Genomic DNA, 16,816 nt, shown 5'->3' on the forward strand with positions numbered 1-16,816 from the left:
CGGCTTTTTATTATAATGCGAATTTACGTAAGGCCTATCAATACAGCTCATCACAGGTAAATTATGCTTATGATGCTTTGATGATGCATGCTTAATTTTACCCTTTGATTTATTAATTTAAAACGTTGAAATTATGATTACAAAAAATGATGTTGCCAAGGTTTTTGATACTGTTTTGAGTATCCCAGGTATGAGTGAGATGGTGAAGATGGATTTGAAAATTTCACGAAAAAATGCACTCTTATTGAGTCATATCATCAGTGATGGTCTGGATCTGGAAAAGGAATCTTCCGCATTGCTGGAGAGCATATCGGAGGAAGGAAAATCAGAACTAAAAATTCTTTCGCAGGAGTGTCTGCAAAGAGCTGGCTTGGTGGAACTCAATGAGAAACTTGCCAGAATAAGCGCTTCAATTAAAGGGTAAGTTCAGGCCATAGATATCCTAGTAGTATGCTTGCAGATTTTTGTGAAACTGCAGGCATATTTTTTTATTACTGCTCCAGAAGTTAAAACTGCTTGATTTTCAGAATTTTTGGCTTTATTTTCATAGTATCCCTCAGAAATATCTCATCTACATTTGCACTAGAGTATTATCTATAAGAGAGCTATTTCAATAATATAAATCAAATATTTAGATCATGAATTCAGGCACTAATATTAAAAGTTATATCGTTCAGGTTATCTGCCTTTTATATATGCTGCTGTTTGTGTATGCGGGGGTGAGTAAAATACTCGACTTTGAAAATTTTCAAGTACAACTTGGACAGTCACCTTTATTAAGTGCTTTTGCTTCATGGATTTCTTGGGTAGTGCTTGCAGCAGAATTTATTACTGCGATATTGCTGTTAATTCCCAAGTATCGTAAAGCTGGTCTTGCTGGATCGCTTGCGCTGATGACAGTGTTTACAGCCTATATATTTATAATACTACACTATAGTTCATTTATACCGTGTTCGTGCGGTGGAATATTAGAGAAAATGAGTTGGAATGTTCACCTGGCATTCAATATTTTTTTTGTTCTTCTCTCCATTTTGGCTCTTACTTTAAACGGATCATTAAGAGAGACCGGAAAAACTAACTTTAAATATGCTCCTTCTTTTAAATTGATGGCGGTAATTATGGTTTTGAGTACAGGATTTGTTGTTCTTCTTTTTCTGTCTTCTGAAGATGCAATGCATCACCGTAATCCATTTTTAAGACGATATCCGCATCATCCTGCTGAATACTCTGCTTCAATAGATTTAAAATACAATTCTTATTATTTTGCAGGACATGATGGTAATCGAATATACTTGGGAAATTATGATTTTCCATCTTATATTTTATCCATGGATTCAAATCTGAGGCACCATAAATCAGAAAAGATATCTTTTTCCCCAGGTAAAATACCATTTAAAATAATTACTATAAATGTCCAGCCACCTTATTTTTATTTATACGATGGAAGTGTACCGGCTTTCTTCAGGGGTGATTTGAAAAACTGGAAAATCACAAAAGAATTTAAAGGCATTCCATATTTTACAAGGGCGGTGCCTATTGATGGAACAACCCTAGCGTTTAGATCCAATAATTCAAAGAAACTGGCTAATGTACTGGGTATTTTTAGCGAGGATTCGATCCCTAAAATCAACTACAAAAGAGATCTTCTACAGAAGCAGATTGATGGAATATTTGATACCGATGGAGCACTGTTATACAGCGATGGTATGAAAAAAATGATATACCTGTATTATTACCGCAATGAGTTTATTGTTGCCGATAAAACAGGTAGTCTTAGTTACAGAGGGCATACGATTGATACTATAACACATGTCAGATTAAAAGTTTCTGCACTTAAAAATGGTTCGAAATATAAAATGTCTGCACCGCCTCTAATAGTTAACTCAAATGCTGCAGTTTCTGGCAATCTGCTATTTGTTCATTCGCTGGTACAGGGGAGATATGAGAATGAAAAGCTGTGGAATAAGTCCTTTATTATTGACCTTTACGATTTAAAGAGCAAAAGCTACTTACTTAGTTTTCCGGTTTATCATACAGGCAGCAGTTCCCTTTATTCCTTTATCGTTACAGACAGCCATCTGTTTGCTATTATCGGGAATGATCTTGTGGCTTATAAATTAAATCATGCAATTAGAAAAGAAATAAAAGATAGTCAATAAATACAAAGTTTTGACTATTACGATATGCCGGCCGGCGTCAGGAATCAGATCGAACACCTGTAGAAAAAAGTAGATCAAGTTATTATTTTAAATTTAATATTATGAAGACTTTATTTTTAAAAAATGTACTGCCAGCTGCTGTTGTAGCTTTGGCAATTTCCGGAGCATTCCTAACAACTTCAATGCAAAGCGCGCCGGAAAAAAGTGCTGTGGCATTTAAATGGGGTTATGTACCTAATGCCAATGGAACATGTTCCAGTATACAGGTTCCCTGCAGTGATATTCAAAAGCCACAGTTGTGCCAGATGGGTACTGCTGGTGCGGTTGCCTATGAACGTGACAATCAAAACAATTGCGTTCAGCCCTTATATCGTCTTGTGAATGGACAATAATCGCTGCATAAATTGACAATGCAGTTCTAAGGAACTGCATTGTTTTTATTTTAATTTGAAAAATTTTACTTCGTTCCACTAGTAATCCAGGGATATGAATGATTGTCTTTTAAATAATAATTGAACCATTCAAGTGTCCGAATTGTTATGTCTTTCTGACTGATAGGATCCGTTATAACATGGCCTTGGTCGGGGTATATCAGCATAATACTTTTCTTTTCGAGCTGTCGAAGTGCAAGATAAAATTCATAACTCTGATGCGGGTCGACTTGGCGGTCGTTTTTGCCTGTCCAGAGCAGAACAGGAGTTGTAATTTTCGAAGCATTTACAATTGGTGAATTAGCCTCATACAATGAAGGGATTTCAAAAGGAGATTTCCCCATATTCCACTGCTCTCCATGAAATCGCCATTTTTCAGGAGTTCCCGATCGGCCAATACTATTATAAAAACTGAAAAGATCTGTTATACCGCCGCTGGCAATCGCCGCTGCAAAAAGTTTGGTCTGTGTTATAATAAAGGAACTCTCAAATCCTCCGAACGAATGTCCCATCAGCCCGATTTTATTGGGATTAACAATGTCTTTTTTAATTATTTCTTTTACTGATGTAACAACACAGTCAGCAGCTGAGAGTCCCGGATTTTGATATTCCAGAGCAATATCTGGAAGTAAAACAAAGTATCCCTGAGCAGTCATAAGAGTACTATTAAAACCTCCGCCATTTTCGAAGCTTGGATTATTATAGACATGAAGTTCCTGGGACTGTCTTTCATATATATTTACAATCATAGGATACTTTATTTTAGGATCATAATTAGCGGGATAGAATAAAACGCTTTTTAATTTTTTACTCTTTGAGTTTTGAAATTCGATGAGTTCCGATCTTCCCCAGAAATAGTTTTTATGCTGTGGATTACTTTTGAAAAAACTTTTTTTATCTGCTACAGTTGAAGAGTTGAAGAGCTCTGGTGATCGGTCGAAATTCTGTTCTCTAAAAAGGATCATTTTTTTTGTTTTACTGTATTTTATTTCATCTGCATAATAGTTCCCATAAGAAATTGCATTTTCGCCAGATTTTTTGTTCCATCTAAAATAACCTGTCTGTCCATCTTGCCCGCTTCCACACATAAATAAATCTTGATTCAGATCAAAATTCCCGGCCACAGGACCATCAAAAAGATAATCATTTCCAAACTTATTCGGCCTCGAAGCTATCCTGTACTTTATGCCCAACTCTCTTCCTTTGGTAAGTCTTCTGCAGGAAGTTCCGTCTGGTGTTGCGGCCCAGATATCATATTGGTCATAGATCAAAATGTCTTTGTCTTCAAGACTCCATCCTGGACTGCCATAGACGGATTCGGGTACTAATTCCTGATCTTTGCCGACAAAATTTGTTCCGGCTTTTTCTGAAATATTGGTATGGATATCTGTTTGAAAATTGTATAACCACCAGTTATCATTTTTAACGTAAGCAAAATATTTCCCTCCCGGCGAAGGATTAAGTGCCCAAGGTTCAAAAGGCTGATTTTTCAGAAATATTTTTTTTTCGAATGTATCCAGATTTAATACGTAAAAATCTCTACTTAAAATCTTTTCAGAATGCGGATCATAATTAATAGGATTGGATAAAACAGCATAATTCATATCTCCATTGAGCATAACCTCTGGAAGTTCATTTGTCGTGATGATTTTAACATTATTTGATGATGGTTTCCATAGAGCCAATTTGGGTCTATTTTGAAAATTTCCTAAATATTTATTCTGCGGATAAATCCATTTGTCATTAGCATTCCAAATTTCAACAGTAGTTTTAGTCAAGTTCTCAGAATTGCCTGTATCGTTTTTAATTGAGAAAAAAACTTTCTTCAGATCATCCGAGATCACTAATGGGCTGAAGACGTCATAAACAATGGTACCGCCTTCGGGAAAGTCTGGCTGCTTTGCAGGGATCAGCTGGTGTAATTTGCTATCGGACATGGTGAAATAGTAGAGCGCATTTATTTTCTGCTCTAAAGCATTTCCTAAAAAAGCGACTGCAAACCCTTCTTTCTGCCAGGTTAAACCAGTAAACTGCTCGACGCTGTTCTTAAAGATCCATTTTATGACCTGAGGATTTCTAAGATTTATAATAGCTACCGAAGATTTATTATCAGTGATGGTGCTGCACGCAAGCATTCCTCCTTTAAGGTTCACAGCAAAATACGATACATCTTTAATTTTTGTGAGGTATCCGGATTTTAAAGATTTTATAAGAAGTGTTCCTTTTTCCGTGCCAGAACCCAAATGGATAAGCAATACATCAGTATCTTCATTATATTGGTACTGCTCGACTCCTGAAATTGTTTCAACATTTGATGATTCAAGGTTTAGTATATTCAAATCACTGCTGATCATGTATAAGAAAAATTTGTCCCGCGTGAATATTGTTTTTTCTGCATCAACAAAACTGTGTCTGCTTCCAGTTTTTATATTCTGAACGAATAGGGTATCATTTCCATTCTCATGAGTTAATTTGTAGCTGGCCCATTTTTCATCTGGAGAAATCCCATCTAAGTGTACCTCTCCCCAAAGCTTATAGTCAGCAGGGGTAAGGTCCTTTTTTTGCACCACCTGTCCCCATGAGGGACAGGTTACTAATGGCAAAATAAAAAATAAAAATAAAAATTCTAAAATAGGCACCGAAGAAAAGCAAGAAGGCTTGCACTTGTTGGTGAATACTGCTTTTGTCATAATGTATGGTACGTTTTAATATCCAGGATTCTGAGGTCTCAGATTTGGGTTTGCGCTAAGTTCGTTCTGTGGAATAGGAAAAAGGTTGTCTGTAGAATCCCATCCCGGTTTAATGCCACCGAGCGTTATATTAAGTTTTCCGTTTCTCTTTAGATCAAAGAATCGATGTCCATTTTCTGTAAATAGTTCAAACTTTCTTTCCAAGAGGATGGCGTCAAGTATTTCAATCTGTGTTATGGCCGACGTTTCAGACAGCCCTGCACGGCTTCGGATTTTATTTAAATCTTCTTTTGCTCCGATCAAATCCCCTTGATGGGCTCTTGCTTCTGCCCTAATTAGAAATTGTTCTGCCAGACGGAACATGACAGAGTATTCTTTTGAAATAGCTGTAGGGAAGTTTTCTTTGTATTTGTAAGGATGATAATATACGAATGTTCCATCTGCGATAGATTTGATCCAGCTGACTCTGCGAAGATCCTCTGAGGCGAAAGAATTTACCAGTGCTTCGCTTAGTGAAACATATGGGGGAGGTACAGATGTAAAAATAAAATAAGATGCTTCAGCAGTATTCTGCCCCTGCTCCCCGGACTGTAGCTGCCAGATCGTTTCGGAGGAGCTGATCAAAAATACATTGTCAATATTTTCAAGGGAGTAAAGCTCCTGCTGGTTCAGAACTGCAGATGCAGTATTGGAAGCTTCTGGATATGCGCCAATATAGAGATAGGTTCTTGCGAGTAAAGCTTTCGCAGTTGAGGCATTGGGACGAACTCTTTGCTGATCCAGGTAATCGGCTGGGAGATATTCAACGGCTTTATTAAGATCAGCAATGATATTTTGATATACGATTGCACTTGAAGTTCTGGTTGCCAATTTGTTGATCTTAAAATCGGTTTGTGTGATGTAAGGAACATCACCAAAAATGTTAACTAAGTAGAAGTGTACCAATGCTCTTATAAACAAAGCTTCCCCTTGAAACTGTTTTTTCTGTGCGAGGGTGAGGTTTTTACTTGCTTGAGAGCCTTCAATTATGGCATTAGCAGCATATATTTGATTGTAAGCTGAATTCCAATATCCTGTCACAAAAGAGTTGGTAGGCAGAAGTGCATTTACATAAAAAGGTGTGCTGGGATTGCCGGGGCTGTCATTGCTGATCATCTCATCGGTATAGTTGCCAAGCTGGTTTGAAATCCCAGTACCGTTACCTGCCAAGATGCCCTTATCTCGCAGGCTGGAATAGATATCTGTAAGGGCAGCTTCAGCTGTATTATAATCTTCAAAAACAACAGCAGCAGTAAGCTGTGATTTTGGAAGTTCCACTTCGACAAATGAATCGCAAGAGGCAACAGTAATTAATACGAGCAATAATCCCTGCAGTTTTATATTATAGAATGTTTTCATCGCAGTTAGTTTAAAAGGTTAATTGTATTCCGACGGTCAATACTTTGAGAGGAGGAAGAAAACCATAGCTGGTAAATTCAGGATCACCATCTTTATATTTTGTGAAGGTGATCAGATTTTGCCCCTGTATCATAACTTTACACTGTGTGCTGTTAAGTCCTAAGGGCAAATTGTACGACAGGGAAATATTTTTTAAACGTATGAAGGAGGCATCAGTGAAAGATGCGGTGCTGTCATAATATAAATAATCCCCGTTAAGAGCATCATAGTTGTATCCAGTAGTATAGATCTGGTAAGGTGTCTGGTCTCCTGCTTTTGTCCAGCTGTCTGTCATTCTCTGTTGTTGATTTGACATCATGCCGGCTGGCCCCATCGGGTATATTCTGTTTTTCTGCTTGACAAATTGGAAAAGAAAATCAAGGCTGAGTCGCTTATATACCAGCTGATTTTGCAAGCCTCCATAGTACTTAGGATTAAGGTCAACAATTGTCTGCTGATCTTCCGGAAAAGTAATCTGTCCATCATTATTTAGATCTTCAAAGGAATAAATTCCGGTTTGGGGATCAACTCCTTTAAACTTATAGAGTAGTTCAATATTAAGAGGTTGGCCTATACGGTACTGCTCATTGTAAGTGGAATTTTCCAGTCCGGGAAAACGCACAAGTTTATTTTTTGCAAAGGTCAGATTTAGATTTGTAGTCCATGTAAAAGAACCTCCGCTAATATTAATTGTGCGAAGCGTAAATTCAAGACCTGTGTTCTGCACCGTTGCATCCAGATTGGCCTGATAGGATGTAAAACCCGTTGAGCCTGGCAGAGGGAAACCTACCAGCTGGTTTGAAGATCTGTTCTGATACCATGCTGCCGTAGTAAAAATACGGTCTTGTAAAAATCCAATTTCGAGCGCTGCTTCGAGTTTTTTATTTATTTCCCATCCAAAATTTGGATTAAATAGTCTGGTAGGGGATAAACCTGCGGTTCCATTATAAATTACGCCGGTATTGGAATAGGTGTCTAAAAATTGATAATCTCCAATTTGATCATTTCCAGTTGTACCATAACTAGTACGAAGTTTTCCAAAGCTAAGCCAGGAAGCCCCTCGCATGAAAGCCTCGTTACTGAACAGCCAAGCTAGGCCGGCTGCTCCAAAATTTGCAAATTGATTTCCAGGACCAAAACGACTAGAACCATCACGTCTAGCAGTAAGATTTAGTATGTAACGCTGCTGAAAATTATAATTTACCCTTCCAAAAAAAGCCTGATATTTATAGAGAGCTTCATCACTGAGCAGCACTCGGGTAATCTTTGCCGCTGCCAGATTGTAGATAAGGCTGTTTGAGGTAAAACCTGTACCGGACTGAGAAATTCTTGAGGTCTGTTGGCTTTGGAAAGTACTGCCCAAAAGAAGATCAATTTTTGAAGATCCTAAATCTTTTTTCCAACTGATCTGCGGTTCTATGATCCATGACGACCTGTTTGTGTTGTTGAGAAAGATAACTGATCTGGCACTACTGACATTATAAGCGGGATTATATATGGTCGATGGTATAATTCTAGTCTCGTTATTGTCCAAATTCGTATATCCGAAATTTCCTTTTGCTGTAAGTCCGGGAATGATTTCGTAGGATAGAACGGTATTGGCTGTCAAATCGTTGGTTTTGGATTCAAATTTTGTGTTGAGGTTTCGCAGCGGATTCTGCCAAGTTCCGTTCTCCCAATTTAAGGTTCCGTCTGCATTATATAGTGCCGGAGCGTTAGGAGGCAGGGTTCTTGCGTCATAGGTATAATCATAAGACGGTTGGTCATTATCCTGAGTATTAAAGCCTGCTGAAAAAGATAGCCTGAATTTCTGATCGACGGAATGATGGTTGAGACTAATCTGGCTACCTCCTTTTTTATACATAAAACTGCCAGGAAACACGGTTGACTCTGTATGATAAGACCCACTGAGTAGAAATTGGGTATTATCGGAACCACCAGATACAGATCCTTGAAGGTCTGTAATCTGAGCAGTTCCGCCTATGAGTTCCTTCTGCCAGTCTGTATAGCGGTTTTGATCCCACGTTCCGTTGACATCGTAATCCCACGGATTATACTGTGTAATTCCATCGTTCACAAATGCCTGTCTGCGCATGGATAAATACTGCTGAGTGTTCATGAGTTTTATAAACTTTGTGACCCTTCCAGCGCCAGTTGAAGCGGTAACTGAAAATTTGGTTTTACCAGCTTTTCCTTTTTTTGTAGTTATTAAAACAACACCGTTGGCTCCCCGAGAGCCATAAATTGAAGTGGCATCGGCATCTTTAAGCACTTCAATGCTTTCAATCGAGTCGGGATTTATGTTGTTTAAGGGACTTGATTGTGTTGGAAATGTTGTTCCTGTATTATAGGATCCTATGGATTCAGAGGAATAAGGTACACCATCAATAATATAAAGCGGAGCGTTCGCATCAACTCGCAGACTATTCTGTCCCCTGATTTTGATTTCAAAACCTCCGCCGGGCACCCCCGTATTTTGTGTAATGCTGACTCCTGCCATACGAGCCTGCATAGTAGCCAACACATTAGTGACAGGCTGTACCTCAATATCTTTGGACGTAATTCGCGCAATACTTCCTGTACGTTCACTTTCTTTGACGGAATAATATCCAGCATTCACTCGTACTTCTTGAAGTGTAGTTGTATCATAAAGAAGCTGAACGTCTACAACTTTGCGCCCATTAACAGCAATGTAAGCCGTTTTATATCCTATGAAAGATACAATCAAAGTATCCAACGGTGATGCAGCAAATAAATACTGTCCACTGTAATCAGATATGGTCGCAGAATTTAATTTATTCTTAATGGAAATAGTTACACCAGGCAACGGACTCGTACCATCGGTGATAGTACCCTGAATTTGATGTTGTTGAATAAAATTTGCAGTATTCCGGATTATATTTTTGGAAGATAAAGAGGAGAAAGACGATAAGAAACCCATTAAAAACAGGCAACAAAGAGCCTTGCCACCCTTGTGAAATGAAATTTTTTTCATAATATTGGGTTGGTTAGTGAAACGTTGGTTTTGTTAGCTACGGTCCTCTATAACAGTTTAGCGACAAGTTAGAGGACCATTTTTTATGTATTAAGTAAGCGGCTTAATGGTCATAAGGGAAATTTTTTTAATACACAGGCAATAACAATTTAAAGGTTAGACTTTTTGTTGCGAAACTTTAAAATGGAAAGAAGTATTGCTAAGAATGAAAGAGAGTTTAGATCATAAAAAAGGCATGGAACTCAGCTTATAGTTTTCAAGGCACTGGCGGCGCCCTACCACAAATAAGTGAGCCCACGCCATAAGACGTGAGCATCTTACTTATCCTCTCGTGGTATATAAAACGCCAGTTTTTGAAAACGAGATTCTAAGCGAATGCTTCAATTTTTTATATGAAGAATCGCAAAATTATTTAATTAAATGCTTAAAGCAAATATTATTGAATAATAATTCAAATAATAAACAAATATAACAAAATATCTTTATTTGTTATAAGATCTTATAACATTTTTTTTGAAAATTATCACGCCTTTTGTTTAAAAGCTTAAAAAATGGAGAAACACAAGGGGGAAAAATTAGAAAAATTTGGTTTACATATAAAAAAGCTTCGAACCGAATTGGACATAAGTCAAGATAAAGTAGCATTAAATAGTGATAAGCTTATTAAAGCTACAATAAGTGATATTGAAAATGGAAAGAGAAATTTATCATTTACTACTCTTTTAGATTTAGCAAAAGGACTTGGGAAGCACCCAAAAGAGTTATTAGATTATGACATAGATAAATAATTATAAGTTTTAAAGGATAGAAGAGATGCTTAGGCATCTTTTTTTATGCTCAATGAAAATCTAAAATAGGTATTTATACGGTAGCCTTTTCATTATTAAAAGAATTATTTTGCAACTTATTATTGATACAGATTATGGAAAACCGTAAAAGAAAAGTAAAAAGGTTTTGTATGTTTGATCTTGAAGTTAATAATGGCATAAAGCTTTATAAAATTAGATTAGTTGAGGCCATTTTATGGCTGGAATAAATAAGTTGGGCGCAATCGCAACAAATAACGGAGAATAAGTATTTTATTTGTACTTTTTAAAAAAAAATTAACATATGTTGAATATAGATTACAAAAAAGTTTTTTCTAAGTTAAGCCATATTAAAGCACTTTCACACGATCAGAAATTTGATCAAATCGTCCAAAATCTAATTACTCATACTTTAAATGGAACTTTCGACTCAAAACCAAAAAATGAAATAGAGGTTTCGAAGATGATTAAATATGTTTATGGAATTTCTATTAGGGATACAATTGTACAATCTAATCTAGACAAATTAATTGATAATTCTGAGATTGTCAGGGATAGAAATTCACGTGAGTATAGTATCATTCCTGCTGTTGCAAACAAATTATCTGCTCGACTTGATGAAGCTAATGCAAATGAGCTTTCAGTAAAACTCAAGTGGTTTGAAGAACTTAAACTATTCATTACAGACATTTCTGATGAGGGACTAGAAAAAATGTGGAGTTTATTAAAACTATATTTGAGCAATGTATTTGAACAACACGGCATCCAAACATTAAATTTTTTAAATCCTAACTTAAAAATTCAGGAAGAAGATGAAAAACATCTTTTAACTATAGTAGAAACAATTCTGAAGGAAAACAGTGACCCATTTACAAAGGAAGAGTTAGCATCATCAATTAACCAATTTATTTCAAATGCTGATGAGATTAGGGCACAATACCTTTCACAATTAGCAGATTCTACATTTACAAGTTTTGCATTAACATCTGACGCTGAAACTGTAAATTTTTTAAATAAAAGGTTCAATAACCTAAATTTATTTCTTGATACTAATTTTATTTTCGGAATTTTAGATTTGCATAAAAACAGTGAGGATGCATCTGCACGCGAAATTCTAGAAGAAGTAAAAAAAAATCGCCTCCCATTTAAACTTGTATTCCATCCAGAAACTTTAGCCGAATTTAAACGAGCATTTGACGCAAGGGCTTTATTTATACGAGCTACAAAATGGACAAAAGAAACAAGTCGAGTTGCAATAAAAGTTGATGGCCTTAGTCCATTAGAAGAGTTGTTCCATAAACAAAACATGGAAAATGAAACCGATCCTGTAGTATTCCTTGAAAAGTATAATCATGTTGATATCATCTTAAAAGACTTAGGACTTATAGAATATGTTCCTCATAATAAAAGAGATGAAGAACTTTATGAAATTGAAAAGGATGTCGAAAAATATCAAGAATTTTATGAATCAGTAAAAAACCGAAAATCAAAATCTTTTATTGGTTTTAAACATGACGTTGTTGTCCTTCGGGAAGTACGGGAACTTAATCCCAAAAAGACAAAGTTTTTGGACAGCAAAGCATTTTTTATTAGTTCAGACTTTGTATTAGCAAAGTTCGAAAAAAAATTTTACAAGAAAAATTGGGAGATTAGCTATGTCGTTAATCCTAGTGTTTTTTTACAACTGATAAGACCATTTATTGAGAACGATTATACTGCCAACAAGCGGTTTATAGATACATTTTCAGTACCTGAATTTCGTTCATTTGAAATTGATTATTCCACAACTCGATCGAAAGCATTGCAAATAATTAATGATAATTATCACGCAACATCATTTGAAACGAAAGTAAATATTTTACGCGACATCGTAATTTTGGATAAATTAGAGAAAGCTAATGAAGACTATAGTAAACAAACTGAAATAATAGAAAACCATATTGCACTAGAAAATCAAATTCTTGCCCAACAAAAAGACGATTATCTAAAAAGCATTCAATATGTTACACATGAAAAAGAGCAACTGGAAGATAAAAAATTAAGAGCAGAAAAAAATATTAGATCATTCAAAGAAGCTAATGAAGTGCTAGCGAAGGAAAAAAAATCTGCCGTTACAGAAATAGAAACAAAGAAAACGGAGATTGAACAACTCGGTTCTGAACTTCGCCAAATTAAAGAATCTTTAGAATTGCAACAAAGAGAAAACACGTATCTAAAAAGCTTGAAAGATTGGGAAGAACGAAGGGATGAATACGTAAAATCGCACCTTATTACAAAGAGAAATGAATATGTTGAATTTTCAAAATATTGCATAAGACCCTGTTTCACATTATTAACGGTTGCTATAACAACCCCTTTACTAGCACGTTATTATTCCGATTTAAAGACTTATCTGAGTAACGCAGGTTACTCAGAAATCAACCTAATCGTTCTAATTATTGTACTTGCTTTTCTAGCTGGATGGGAATTATTAAATCGAACCTATGTTGCAGATAAAGATAAAATGAAAGTAGGGTTGAAATGGATATTTACATGTGGTCTGCCGTCCAAGAAAGATTCTCTTATAAATTCGCATCGAGATGACTTTATAACTAGTTACTCAGAATTACATGACAAACCTAAGATGGATTGAACCAGCGACAGCGCTTAACACAAGCTACAAGCAAGCTGGACATTTGGCTTAATTTGAAGATGGTTTTGTATTTGAAAAATTAGTATTTAACCGAAAGATTACGCATTTTTAATCCCAGCTTGCTTGTAGCGCGGGAACATTACTTACAAGCTGCCCAAGATTGCGAATAAAAAACATAAAAATAATTCAAAAATGAGATTTGATAGTCAATTAGAAGAATATTTCTATAATCGTTTTAAAGAGCAAAATTTAAAATTTGCAACAAGTAAAAAGGAATACGACATAAGGCTAGTAAAACCTATAAGAAGATTTGCTCCATATGACTTTTCAATTGAAATTTCTAATAGAATTATTGGTTTAATAGAAATTAAAAGTCGACAGTTTATAGACATTTATGACTATTCCAAAATTGAAAAATTTGCCTCTGAAAATAATGTTAGATATATTATTTTAAGCGATACTGAGAGATTTATAGTAACTGACCGGAAAAAGGGTTCAGAAAAAGCTACATTAAATTTTATCGAGTTTATAGAACTTATACAAGAAAGGGATGAAATTAATGTTCAATACACAAAAGAACAAATAGCTTCAATTTTTAAGTCCACAATTACTGAAAGTAAATTTGCTTATTTAAAAAATCAGCTAGAAAACTTATTATCACAAATTTTGAATGGGATAGAGTATAATGAAATTGAAAAAAGCTTTTCGTTTAAAAATCCTTCGGATATAAATAATATTGAAAATAAAATATTTAGATTCCTACTTAAGGATGATAAACCGTTAACAAAAGTTTATCGATACACTACACTTTCTACAATTTACTCAATGCTTAATTACAACTCATTTAGAATGAATTGTCTTGTAGGAATGAACGATACTACAGAAGTAAATTATGCCGAAAATTACGTAACTGGAACAAATCGGGATTATACACAAGCTCATTGGAGAACTGTTGATGCATATAATAGACGATTCATTTCTTCTTGTTCATTAAAGGACGATGATTTGACACAATGGAGATTATATGCTGATGATTCTAAAGGTGTTTGTCTTGTTTTAAATGTTAATCAAGAACTTTTAAATTCAAAATTTGTACTTAAACGAATTAGCTATGGAGAAAAAGATAATTCACATCCTGAATTAGATTTAATTAAAAAAATTATAGCAATTATAAAAGATAATTTAGGTGTCGACTTTGAATTTAAAACATTGAATATATGGAAGCATTTTTTTAAACCATATGATTATTCCGTTGAAGAAGAAGTTCGTCTTCTTTTCATTATGACGGAGGAAATGAAAAAAGGTTGGCTTTTAACAGCAAGCCATAATATTCTCAATCCCTTTGTTGAATTTAAACTTAATGACAAAGATTTACCTTTACAAATGACTGAAATATTACTTGGTCCAAAATGTCCTGAAAAAGAAATTAATCAAAAACAATTCGAACAATTCATTCGAGAATTAAATCGTAACCCTGAATATATTATTTCAAAATTAAAAGTTTCAATAAGTAAAATTAAAAACTATAGATAGCCTGCAGTTCAACAACTACAAGAGATTTGGGCAATAGGCTTAATGGAAAGTTGGTTTTGTATTTGAGATGATTTAGCGAATCCGAAAATAGGGCTTAATTTAGTTCCAAACCCACTGATTACTATCAGAACGTTACCTGCAATTATAAAAAATAACATTATGGCTAAAACCACATTTTGGAATATTATCATTTCTACTTTAGAAAAAGAACAAAAACCATTAAGTCCAAAAGAGATTTGGAAAAAAGCTAATGACTACAAATTATTAAGTGATTTTACAACTACAGGGAAAACTCCTTGGGCAACTATTGGTGCGTATTGTTATACAGATATTCAAAGAGCAGGTGAATCTTCAACGATTATACAAACAAATGAAAGACCTGCAGAGTTTTATTTAAGAAAACATATTGAAAAACTCGATTTAGATAAAATTTCTAAGGAAAAAGATAAAGAAGAGATAAAAAATGAAAAGGAAATTGCTAAAAAATATAAAGAAAGAGATTTACATTGTTTGCTTTCAGCTTTTACATTCACAAATCAGCATTTTAAAGCAAATACAAAAACAATTTTCCACGAAAATTCTAGTAAAGGGACAAAGGGACAAAATGAATGGTTACATCCTGATATAGTTGGTGTTTATTTTCCTTATCAAGATTACAAACACGAAACATTAGAAATACAAAATCATTTGAATATCAGTTCGATAAAGTTGTTTTCTTTTGAACTTAAAATCAATTTGAACTTTACAAATCTTAGACAATATTATTTTCAAGCTGTGTCAAATTCAAGTTGGGCAAATGAAGGATATTTAGTAATCTTAAACATTGATGATGATCCAGCTTTACTTGATGAAATAAGGAGATTGAACAATGCTTTTGGAATAGGCATAGTAAAACTTAACGCAGAAAATGTTTATGAAAGTGAAATATTATTCCCTTCAAAAATTAATGAAATAATTGATTGGGATACAGTAAATCGACTTGTAGTTGAAAATAAAAATTTTAGCGATTTTCTAAAATCAATAACTGAAGATTGTAAATTAGGCAAAATTAAAAGTGAATACGACAAAATCCTTGATATTGATGAATTAACAAAATTCATTATTGACAAAGGAATATCATAACTGCAGGTAGCACTACTACAACGGATTTGGTTAATTGGCTTAATGGAAAAATGGTTTTGTATTTGAGATGATATGGCAAATCTGAAAAATAGTCTTAATTTAATCCCAAACCCATTTTAGGTATGATCTTGATAGAAATTTTCGAACTACACAAAATATTATAAAAAATGAATAATAAAAAAATAATCAAAACATAAAAAATGAAAAAAATTCTTATTTCAGCATTACTAATTTCAATTGTTTCTTGTCAGAAAAAATCTGATGATAAAATTTCTGAAGAAGTAAAATTTAAAAATATTGAAAAAGCACAAGGCATAAATGAAAATGTAGAAGATAAAACTCAAAAAATAGCGAGTAATGAAAAAATAGCTGAATTCAAAAATGAAGGTAAGTTAAAAAACTTATCTGAAAAAAACTTTAATTTTATTATTAATAAATTGCTTGAAGACGGATTTGGTTTAACTCATTATGCATATTTAGATTTTGATAAAATAAATAGTGATTATTGGGGAAGTGAAATAACTTCATCTTCAATTAATAAAATAGACCAAAGAGTTATAAATAAAAATTTCTTCGTTTTTGAATTTAATTACGGAACGAATTCTTCTTTGAGACAACAATATTTTTTACTTGATAAAAATGAAATGAAAAATATTGATTTTAAATTGAACGAAGCAGATAACAAAAAACTTAATTTACTTCTTGAAAAAGTTGGTGGAAAGGATTGTATTCTGCAAACTAATAAATTAGAAGAAATTATTAAAGACAAACAAAACAATTATGAACTTACATTTGGCTTGCAAAAAAGTTCAGATTCATTTGGTAATTCAAGTATATTAATTAAGTATAAAACTAAAGATTTTAAATCTATCGTCCCAAATTCTATTATGAAATTTGATGATAAGAAAAGTAAATACGTGGAATTAAAATAAAAAACAGCTACCAACACATGTCTCACGCAATTTGTGAATTTAGTGGAGTTACCGTTTTTTATCGTATTTTAATTTAACC

At 34.1% G+C, this 16,816-nt stretch carries 11 protein-coding genes; 8 read left to right on the forward strand and 3 right to left on the reverse strand.

The annotated features are described in order from the left end of the window. The first annotated feature begins 133 nt into the window (after positions 1-133). The 3 genes from LNP81_RS11590 to LNP81_RS11600 all read left to right on the forward strand — a co-directional run bounded on the left by LNP81_RS11590 (position 134) and on the right by LNP81_RS11600 (position 2,551). A complete protein-coding gene (locus LNP81_RS11590) occupies positions 134-424 on the forward strand; it encodes a hypothetical protein (protein WP_230035978.1) in 291 nt (96 codons plus the stop codon). Positions 425-638: 214 nt separating this feature from the next. Further along, on the forward strand, positions 639-2,159 hold the full coding sequence (locus LNP81_RS11595) for a DoxX family protein (protein ID WP_230035980.1): 1,521 nt from the start codon (positions 639-641) through the stop codon (positions 2,157-2,159). Positions 2,160-2,260: 101 nt separating this feature from the next. Next, positions 2,261-2,551 (forward strand): DUF6520 family protein, encoded by a 291-nt coding sequence (locus LNP81_RS11600; protein WP_230035982.1) that lies wholly within the window; start codon positions 2,261-2,263, stop codon positions 2,549-2,551. Positions 2,552-2,616: 65 nt separating this feature from the next. Here the strand turns inward: LNP81_RS11600 and LNP81_RS11605 are convergent, their stop codons facing one another. The 3 genes from LNP81_RS11605 to LNP81_RS11615 are packed head-to-tail and all read right to left on the reverse strand — an operon-like array spanning position 2,617 to position 9,712. Next, the gene (locus tag LNP81_RS11605; protein ID WP_230035984.1) at positions 2,617-5,280 is read right to left on the reverse strand and encodes an alpha/beta hydrolase family protein; all 2,664 of its coding nucleotides are present in this window, start codon (positions 5,278-5,280) and stop codon (positions 2,617-2,619) included. A gap of 15 nt (positions 5,281-5,295) precedes the next feature. Next, the gene (locus LNP81_RS11610) at positions 5,296-6,678 is read right to left on the reverse strand and encodes a RagB/SusD family nutrient uptake outer membrane protein (protein ID WP_230035986.1); all 1,383 of its coding nucleotides are present in this window, start codon (positions 6,676-6,678) and stop codon (positions 5,296-5,298) included. Positions 6,679-6,688: 10 nt separating this feature from the next. Beyond that, complete coding sequence (locus LNP81_RS11615) at positions 6,689-9,712, reverse strand: SusC/RagA family TonB-linked outer membrane protein (protein WP_230035988.1); 3,024 nt, start codon at positions 9,710-9,712, stop codon at positions 6,689-6,691. 551 nt (positions 9,713-10,263) lie between these two features. Between LNP81_RS11615 and LNP81_RS11620 the strand changes: the two genes are divergently transcribed. The 5 genes from LNP81_RS11620 (at position 10,264) to LNP81_RS11640 (ending at position 16,737) form a co-directional block, all read left to right on the forward strand. Next, complete coding sequence (locus tag LNP81_RS11620; protein WP_230035990.1) at positions 10,264-10,500, forward strand: helix-turn-helix domain-containing protein; 237 nt, start codon at positions 10,264-10,266, stop codon at positions 10,498-10,500. Between the two features lie 322 nt (positions 10,501-10,822). Further along, complete coding sequence (locus LNP81_RS11625; protein ID WP_230035992.1) at positions 10,823-13,150, forward strand: coiled-coil domain-containing protein; 2,328 nt, start codon at positions 10,823-10,825, stop codon at positions 13,148-13,150. Positions 13,151-13,342: 192 nt separating this feature from the next. Continuing rightward, complete coding sequence (locus LNP81_RS11630) at positions 13,343-14,683, forward strand: DUF2971 domain-containing protein (protein WP_230035994.1); 1,341 nt, start codon at positions 13,343-13,345, stop codon at positions 14,681-14,683. A gap of 159 nt (positions 14,684-14,842) precedes the next feature. Next, complete coding sequence (locus LNP81_RS11635; protein ID WP_230035996.1) at positions 14,843-15,805, forward strand: HTH domain-containing protein; 963 nt, start codon at positions 14,843-14,845, stop codon at positions 15,803-15,805. A 200-nt stretch (positions 15,806-16,005) separates the two neighbouring features. After that, positions 16,006-16,737, forward strand: coding sequence for a hypothetical protein (locus tag LNP81_RS11640; RefSeq protein ID WP_230035998.1), 732 nt, complete (start codon positions 16,006-16,008; stop codon positions 16,735-16,737). Positions 16,738-16,816: the final 79 nt, after the last annotated feature.

The sequence above is a fragment of the Flavobacterium piscisymbiosum genome, assembly GCF_020905295.1.
Taxonomy (GTDB): Bacteria; Bacteroidota; Bacteroidia; order Flavobacteriales; family Flavobacteriaceae; genus Flavobacterium; species Flavobacterium piscisymbiosum.

Coding starts and splice junctions, on each gene's coding strand:
- LNP81_RS11640 (WP_230035998.1), top strand. CDS start 16,006: ATGAAAAAAATTCTTATTTCAGCATTACTAATTTCAATTGTTTCTTGT.
- LNP81_RS11590 (WP_230035978.1), top strand. CDS start 134: ATGATTACAAAAAATGATGTTGCCAAGGTTTTTGATACTGTTTTGAGT.
- LNP81_RS11635 (WP_230035996.1), top strand. CDS start 14,843: ATGGCTAAAACCACATTTTGGAATATTATCATTTCTACTTTAGAAAAA.
- LNP81_RS11605 (WP_230035984.1), bottom strand. CDS start 5,280: ATGACAAAAGCAGTATTCACCAACAAGTGCAAGCCTTCTTGCTTTTCT.
- LNP81_RS11630 (WP_230035994.1), top strand. CDS start 13,343: ATGAGATTTGATAGTCAATTAGAAGAATATTTCTATAATCGTTTTAAA.
- LNP81_RS11625 (WP_230035992.1), top strand. CDS start 10,823: ATGTTGAATATAGATTACAAAAAAGTTTTTTCTAAGTTAAGCCATATT.
- LNP81_RS11610 (WP_230035986.1), bottom strand. CDS start 6,678: ATGAAAACATTCTATAATATAAAACTGCAGGGATTATTGCTCGTATTA.
- LNP81_RS11620 (WP_230035990.1), top strand. CDS start 10,264: ATGGAGAAACACAAGGGGGAAAAATTAGAAAAATTTGGTTTACATATA.
- LNP81_RS11600 (WP_230035982.1), top strand. CDS start 2,261: ATGAAGACTTTATTTTTAAAAAATGTACTGCCAGCTGCTGTTGTAGCT.
- LNP81_RS11595 (WP_230035980.1), top strand. CDS start 639: ATGAATTCAGGCACTAATATTAAAAGTTATATCGTTCAGGTTATCTGC.
- LNP81_RS11615 (WP_230035988.1), bottom strand. CDS start 9,712: ATGAAAAAAATTTCATTTCACAAGGGTGGCAAGGCTCTTTGTTGCCTG.